Below are 6728 nucleotides of genomic sequence, written 5' to 3'. Positions count from 1 at the left end.
GTGGAAGAACTGCGCATCGCGCAGTTCTTCCAACACGAGTCCAGGGCTTGCCCTGGTTCGGGTCGAGGGGCGAACAGCCCCCGCGGGGTCCGGGGCAGCGCCCCGGCGCGACGCCTCGCGATGGGGGGGAGAGCCCGTGACGATCGCGCCAACCACGTGTGACAGACGTGTGTCAATCCTTTTCTTCGCGCGATCATTGAGCGTTTTCGTCCGGAATGAAATATGCTGGTCACGAGAAAGACCGGTATACCGTAAATATCCTGTAATGAGCGGTTTGGCGGGGATGGGCGCTGCAATGACCACCCGTTGAAATGTGGATTCGTGCAGTGGGGACTGAAAAAGAAAAAGCCCCGACGTGCACGGGCACGCCGGGGCTCTTCGCGAACTGCACGAAGACGCTTTACTTCTTCTCTTCCTCTTCGGGGGGCGTCGTCATCATGCCGAGCACCTTCGCGCCGGCTTGCTTGGCCCCGTCGAGCGCGGTGATCAGACGCGCGTAGTTCGCTTTGTCGTCGGCGATGAAGAAGACGATCTTGTCGTCCTCTTTGCGCCGCTCGAGCTTCACCTTCAGCTTGTCGACGTATTCCTCGTTCGTGACCTTGTCGAAGTTGATCCGGAAATCACCCTCGGTCCCGATACGAACCACGAGCTGATCGGGCGGCACTTCCGTGACCGTTTCGACCTTCTCGGTCTCGGGCACGCGTACGTCGAGGTTCTTCTCGAGCAGCGGCGTGACGACCATGAAGATGATCAACATCACGAGCACGACGTCGATGAGGGGCGTGACGTTGATGTCCGAGTTCGGCGGATTGGCGGGTTTGATCGCCACCCTTCTCGTCTTTCTGCTCATCTCGTTCGGCTCCGCTGGCTCTACTTCTGCTCTTCAACGCCGAGGGCCACGCTCTTCGCGCCTGCCTTCCGCGACATCTCCATGACCTCACGCACGTCGCCCACGGTCAGCGAGTCGTCGCCCTTGAGCAGGATCTTCCTCCCCGGCTTCTCGTCGAGGACCACCTTCAGCGCAGGTGAAAAGCCCTCTTTGTCGTACTCGCTGCTCTCGATGAAGATGTGTTTGTCCTTCGTGACCGAGAGGATGATCGGATCGCTTTCCTTGTTTTCCTCGTCGATCGACTTGGACTGGGGCAGCTTCACGTCCTTGCCACGCTGGAGCATGGGCGTGATGACCATGAAGATGATCAGAAGAACGAGCACGACGTCGACGAGCGGCGTGACGTTGATGTCGTTCTTTACGCTGCCCTTCTTCGGGCCGACTGCCATTCCCATGAGAACACCTACTCCCTCTCAGGGGTCGCCCTCGCCGGAGCTGCGCGCGCGCCCCGAGAGGCGCGCCCGCTTCCGCGAGGGCGGGCTTTTCTAGGCCGCGGCCTCGCTCTCCTCGCCCTCTTCCTCTTCCTCCTCGCGCGGCCCCTCGGCGAGGCGACGCGCCACGAGATCGAGGAACTCGTTCGAGGACTCGGAGATGTCGACTGCACGCGCGTCGACCCAGCCGGCGAGGAAGTTGAAGGCCATGACGGCCGGAATCGCGACGAGGAGGCCGAAGGCCGTCGTGATGAGCGCTTCGGCGATACCGGCGGAGACCGTCCCGAGACCACCGGAGCCGCTCGCGGCCATCTTCTCGAAGGCCGTGACGATACCCATGACGGTACCGAGAAGACCGACGAACGGCGCCGTCGAGCCGACCGTCGCCAGCCAGCCGTGGCCACGCTTCAGGACCGCGAGCTCGCGGGCCTGCTGACGCTCGAGGGCGCGCGCGACGGACTCGAAGCAGAGGTCCTTGTCACCGTGAACCGAGCCCTTGTAGGCCACGAGGCCCGAGCGGATCGTGCGACCGAGGTATCCGATGTCCTTGCCGAACTTCGCGTCGGCCGCGCTGTCGAGATCGCCGCTCGCCAGGAGGGAGGCCATCTTCGCAGCGAACACCTTCGAGTCGGACATCGACTTGAAAGACATCACGAGCCTCTCGCCCAGAACGAGGAGGGACGTGAGGCTCATGACGCCCATCACGATCACGACCAGGCGGGCAAAAAGCCCCATTTCACGCCAAAGTCCACTCAGTGAAAAATCCATGGTTTCGGTCGCGCCTCCCTCGCGCGTTCTCTTGGTGACTCGAGTGTTCGGTGCTCTGGAGATGGCCCGCACGGCCGTGCGGGCCCCGTGTTTTCAGCGGGTGGGCATCACCAGGCGAATCGTAAAGGTGTAGTTGACCCTCTGCGCTTTGCCGTTGAACATGACCGGCGTATAGCGCTGCGCGGCGAGCGTCCGGAGGACGGCATCGTTCATGTGGGGCAACCCCTTGATGACGGAGCACCCCTCCACGCTGCCCGACTCGGTGATCACGCAGCGCGCGATCATGACGCCCTCCACGCGCGCGGCCAGGGCCTCGGACGTGTGGCGGATCTCGGGGCCCGAGACCTTCGACGGACGCGTCATACCCGCGCCGAACGGGATCGTCACGTTCTGCGGAGGCGGAGGAGGCGGCGGCGGATTGCCGAGCACGCCACCGACCACACCACCGACCACGCCGCCGGGAACGCCGCCCGGTACGCCGCCGGGAACGCCGCCTTCCTCGCCCTCGCCTTCCGGTTCTTCGGCTTCGGGCTCGGGCGCCTTCTCAGGCGGCTTCTCCTCCGGTTTGGGCTCCTCTTTGGTCTCGACGATCGTGTCCGGCTTTTTCACCGGCTTTGGTTTCTCGATCGGCTTGACTTTTTTTCCACCCGCGGGGGGCGGAGGAGGCGGAGGAGGCGGAGGTGGTGGCGGGGCTGCCGCCATGAACGTCACCTCCGGGAGATCCACCTTCTTCTCCACAGGTCTCGTCGTGATGTACAGGACGAGCGCAAAGATGAGGGCGTGAACCACCACCGACAGCACGGCGCCCGTGCCGAGGCGGCTCTTCGGAATGTTGTCGCGGCCTAGAACCGAGTCGAACATGAGCCTTGAGCCCTAGTAGTCGAAATCGTCTGCCGGCGCGAGCCAAAGAAGACAACACCCCGCACAAATTGCGGTTGGGAGGGAAACGAATTCTAGAGAGCTCCCCCAGCCCGGGTCCAGGCATGGGTCGTTACCGCGTCCTTCCCACTTCCGGACGCCCCTCGAACGGGGTGGGTTCGTAAAAGAGTGACCAACCGAGTGACCAGCCGAGTGACGAGCGCGCGGGTGCGTCACGCCCGACGGGTATGTCGGCGGCGCGCGACGGGCCGCGTCAGGGTGCGTCCCGGAACGTCGACGCGGAGGGTTCGCCGGGGGGGGTGTGTCCGGGCGTCCCTCAGAAAGAGTTACGCGGAGCCCGCAGAAAGTGTTGTTGACGGTCACGGAACATGAGTATAGTCGGCCGCCTTTTCGACACTTGGCCCACTTCTGGAGGGATGGAGGGCTCGTGATACTCAGAGACAGACTAGGCCTATTGGCCGCGATTGTGCCGTCAGTCGTCATGGTCGCCGGCTCGGCGTATGCAGCCGACGGCGTGATCACCGGCCAGGTGCGTAACGCGGCCACGAAAGCACCCGTTGCGGACGTCGTCATCACGGTGACGTCCCCCGCGCTGCAGGGTGAGCAGATCGTCGTGACGGATGCGGGCGGTAACTTCCGCATTCCGCAGCTGGCCCCCGGTGAGGGCTATACCGTCCGCGCAGACAAGGAGCAGTACAAGCCCTTCTCGCGCGGCGGTATCAAGCTCACCAGCGGCTCGACGATCCGCGTCAACCTGGAGCTTCTGCCGGAGAACATCCAGGCGGGCGAAGAGATCGTCGTCGTCGGCAAGCCGCCGGTCATCGACGTCGGCTCCTCGCGCGTCGCAGTGACCATCGACAGCGAGTTCACGCGTCGCGTGGCCGTGAACCCGCCCGCATCCAAGGGCGGCGCGACGCGCTCGTTCGAGAGCCTCGCGGCGGTCGCTCCCGGCGCCAACGCCGACGCGTACGGCGTGTCCGTGAACGGCACGTCGTCGCCCGAGAACGGCTTCGTCATCGACGGCGTCTCCGCGAACGACCCGGCGTTCGGCATCCTCGCGGTGCCGCTCTCGGCCGAGTTCGTGAAGGAGGTCAACGTCATCACGGCCGGCTACCTGCCGGAGTACGGCCGCAGCGTCGGCGGCGTCATGGATGTCGTCACGAAGAGCGGTTCGAACGAGTTCCATGGCTCCGTCTTCGGGGCGATCACGCCCGGCGCGTTCGAGGGACAGCGTACGCTGATCCCGCGCGCGGGTCAGACGATCAACACGAATCGGACGCTCGGCTCGGTCCGTGACTTCGGCTTCGAGATCGGCGGCCCGATCGTGAAGGACAAGCTCTGGTTCTTCGCGGGCTTCAGCGTGGCGCTGCAGCGCTACCGCCTCGAGCGCGTCTTGAGCCGCCTCAATCACACGTACGCCGACACCCTCATGCCGAACCCGGACTACGATCCGGACGATCCGAACAGTGAGGAGTTCATCCCGGGGCAGGACGGCGTCAACGACGTGGCGACCCCGGTCACCGACGACGCGACCGGCTACCAGACGGCGACCCAGCTCCGGGGCATCGCGCCGCAGATCTACTACGCCGATCAGCAGGTGATGCAGTACATCGGCAAGCTGACCTGGAACATCAACCAGGACCACAACATCAGCGTCACGGTGTTCGGCGCTCCCTCGACCTCCGGCGGCAACGGCACGTACGGCTTCGACGCGCAGGACGGCGACGTCGGCGTCACGAACCTGATCGGCACGTACAACTCGCTCGGGCAAACGACCGACGTCTTCAACAACAGCGTCGTGATCAAGAGCTCGTCGGCGTTCGCGAACAAGAAGTTCCTGATCGATGCGACCCTCGGCTGGGTCTACAACAGCGTCGCGATTGGCGCGGCGGACGGCTCGAACGTCAACGACCTCAACGACCCCACGAAGCTCGCCTACATGCCGGGCATGACGTGGCGTCGTACGTCGAACCCCGGCCTCCACCCGATCACCGACTTCGAGACGCTCCCGGATGCGGCCGTTCAGGACTGCAACACGGGCGGCGCTCAGTTCGCGGCGGTGAACTGCCCGGTGGCGACGTACCGCACCGGCGGCCCCGGCCAGATCAACATCGCCACGAGCAACCGCTACCAGGGCCGCGTGATCGCGACGGCGCTGCTCAGCGCGCTCGGGCAGCACGTCATCAAGGCCGGCGTGGACTTCGAGGTCCTGAGCTACACGAACACGAAGGCCTTCGGCGGCGGCGTGTTCTTCCGCGAGAGCACGAACGGCAACAACGTGGCGGACTTCCGCCGCTACGGCTTCCTCCAGGGGCCCGACGATGTCGTCAACCTCGACGTCTTCGAGGCGAACTCGACCTCGACGACGGTCGGCGGCTTCATCCAGGATTCGTGGAACATCCTCGACCGCGTCACCGTGAACCTCGGCGTTCGTTACGACGCGCAGATCGTGACGGGCAACGACGGCAACGTCGGCATCGCGCTGCCGAACCAGTGGTCGCCGCGCATCGGCGCGATCTGGGATCCGACCCGCGAGGGCCGGGCCAAGATCACGGCGAACTTCGCCCGGTTCTACCAGGCGATCACGCTGAACATGGTCGATCGTTCGTTCCCGGGTGAGCTCGGCCTCCAGAAGAGCCGCTCGCTCAACTACCCGGACGGCAACCCGCCCAAGAACGGCGTCTGCAACCCGCTCGACCCGCTCCAGGCGCGCGGACCCGAGTGCAACAGCGTCGACAACCTGCTCACGCTCACCGGACCCACGCCGTACGATCCGAACCTCAAGTACGTCATCACCGGCTCGGATCGCGTCCCGGTCGATCCGGATCTCAAGCCGCAGTCGTCGGATCAGATCGTCATCGGCGGCGAGTACGAGATCATCACGGACTCGCGCATCGGCGGTGCCTACACGCGCCAGTGGCTGAACTACGCCATCGAGGACATGAGCCGCGACGAGGCGACGACGTACTTCATCGGAAACCCGGGGTACGGCATCGCGAAGGACTTCCCCAAGGCCATCCGCGACTACGACTCCTTCATGGTGTACTTCCAGAAGGCCTTCTCGAACCAGTGGCTCGCGCAGGTCAACTACACCGTCTCGTGGAACCGCGGTAACCTCGCGGGTCTGTTCCGGCCGGAGACGGGCCAGCTCGATCCGAACATCAACTCGGACTTCGACCTGGTCTCGATCCTCGCGAACCGGACCGGCGATCTGCCCGGCGACCGTCGCCACGTGATCAAGGTGTTCGGCGCCAAGGAGTTCCAGCTCCCGGCGAACGTCACGATCAACGTCGGCCTCGGCTACCTCGGCCGCAGCGGCACGCCGCTGAACGTCCTCGGCTCGCACGTCCAGTACGGCGACTCCGAGGTGTTCATCCTGCCCCGCGGCGCCGGCGGTCGTACGCCGTGGCTCCACAGCATCGACACGAACGTCACCTTCGGCTACCGGTTCTCGAAGGACAGCACGCTCACGGTCGGCGTGGACGTCTTCAACCTGTTCAACTTCCAGCAAGCCACGGGCTTCGACCAGCGGTACACCCTGGCGGACGTCCTGCCCGTCGAGAACGGGAGCGAGGCGAACCTCTTCGGCAAGAAGGGCGAGGCGCCGACGGATACGAGCAAGAAGCTGCTCTACTCCGACGGCACGGAGTTCGATGCCAAGGACGTCAATCCCAACTGGAAGAACCCGACCGGTTATCAGACGCCGCGGCAGATCCGCATCAACGCGCGCGTGACCTTCTGATGGTTGGACGGGAAAGGAA

5 protein-coding genes are annotated in these 6728 nt (G+C 64.7%); 1 reads left to right on the top strand and 4 read right to left on the bottom strand.

Annotated features, from left to right (window positions below; all coding sequences use genetic code 11):
• Positions 1 to 400 precede the first annotated feature (400 nt).
• The 4 genes from KEG38_RS22580 to KEG38_RS22565 all read right to left on the bottom strand — a co-directional run bounded on the left by KEG38_RS22580 (position 401) and on the right by KEG38_RS22565 (position 2949).
• Entirely contained in the window at positions 401 to 829 is a 429-nt protein-coding gene (locus KEG38_RS22580; RefSeq protein WP_272421785.1) for an ExbD/TolR family protein, read from the bottom strand.
• Between the two features lie 41 nt (positions 830 to 870).
• Positions 871 to 1284, bottom strand: a complete 414-nt coding sequence (locus KEG38_RS22575; RefSeq protein ID WP_272421784.1) for an ExbD/TolR family protein — start codon at positions 1282 to 1284, stop codon at positions 871 to 873.
• Between the two features lie 90 nt (positions 1285 to 1374).
• Positions 1375 to 2088 carry a MotA/TolQ/ExbB proton channel family protein gene (locus KEG38_RS22570; protein WP_272421783.1) on the bottom strand — a complete coding sequence of 238 codons (714 nt, stop codon included), beginning with the start codon at positions 2086 to 2088 and terminating at the stop codon, positions 1375 to 1377.
• A 93-nt stretch (positions 2089 to 2181) separates the two neighbouring features.
• Entirely contained in the window at positions 2182 to 2949 is a 768-nt protein-coding gene (locus tag KEG38_RS22565; protein WP_272421781.1) for an energy transducer TonB, read from the bottom strand.
• 484 nt (positions 2950 to 3433) lie between these two features.
• Here KEG38_RS22565 and KEG38_RS22560 point away from each other — a divergent pair, with 484 nt between their 5' ends.
• Positions 3434 to 6709, top strand: a complete 3276-nt coding sequence (locus KEG38_RS22560) for a TonB-dependent receptor (protein WP_272421780.1) — start codon at positions 3434 to 3436, stop codon at positions 6707 to 6709.
• The last annotated feature ends 19 nt before the right edge of the window (positions 6710 to 6728 follow it).

Source organism: Polyangium jinanense (assembly GCF_028435265.1).
GTDB lineage: Bacteria > Myxococcota_A > Polyangia > Polyangiales > Polyangiaceae > Polyangium > Polyangium jinanense.
This window is presented reverse-complemented; position numbering and strand designations above follow the sequence as displayed.

What these genes read in the sequence shown, in the direction of transcription:
- KEG38_RS22575 (WP_272421784.1), bottom strand. Translation starts at nt 1,284, where the DNA reads ATGGGAATGGCAGTCGGCCCGAAGAAGGGCAGCGTAAAGAACGACATC.
- KEG38_RS22570 (WP_272421783.1), bottom strand. Translation starts at nt 2,088, where the DNA reads ATGGATTTTTCACTGAGTGGACTTTGGCGTGAAATGGGGCTTTTTGCC.
- KEG38_RS22565 (WP_272421781.1), bottom strand. Translation starts at nt 2,949, where the DNA reads ATGTTCGACTCGGTTCTAGGCCGCGACAACATTCCGAAGAGCCGCCTC.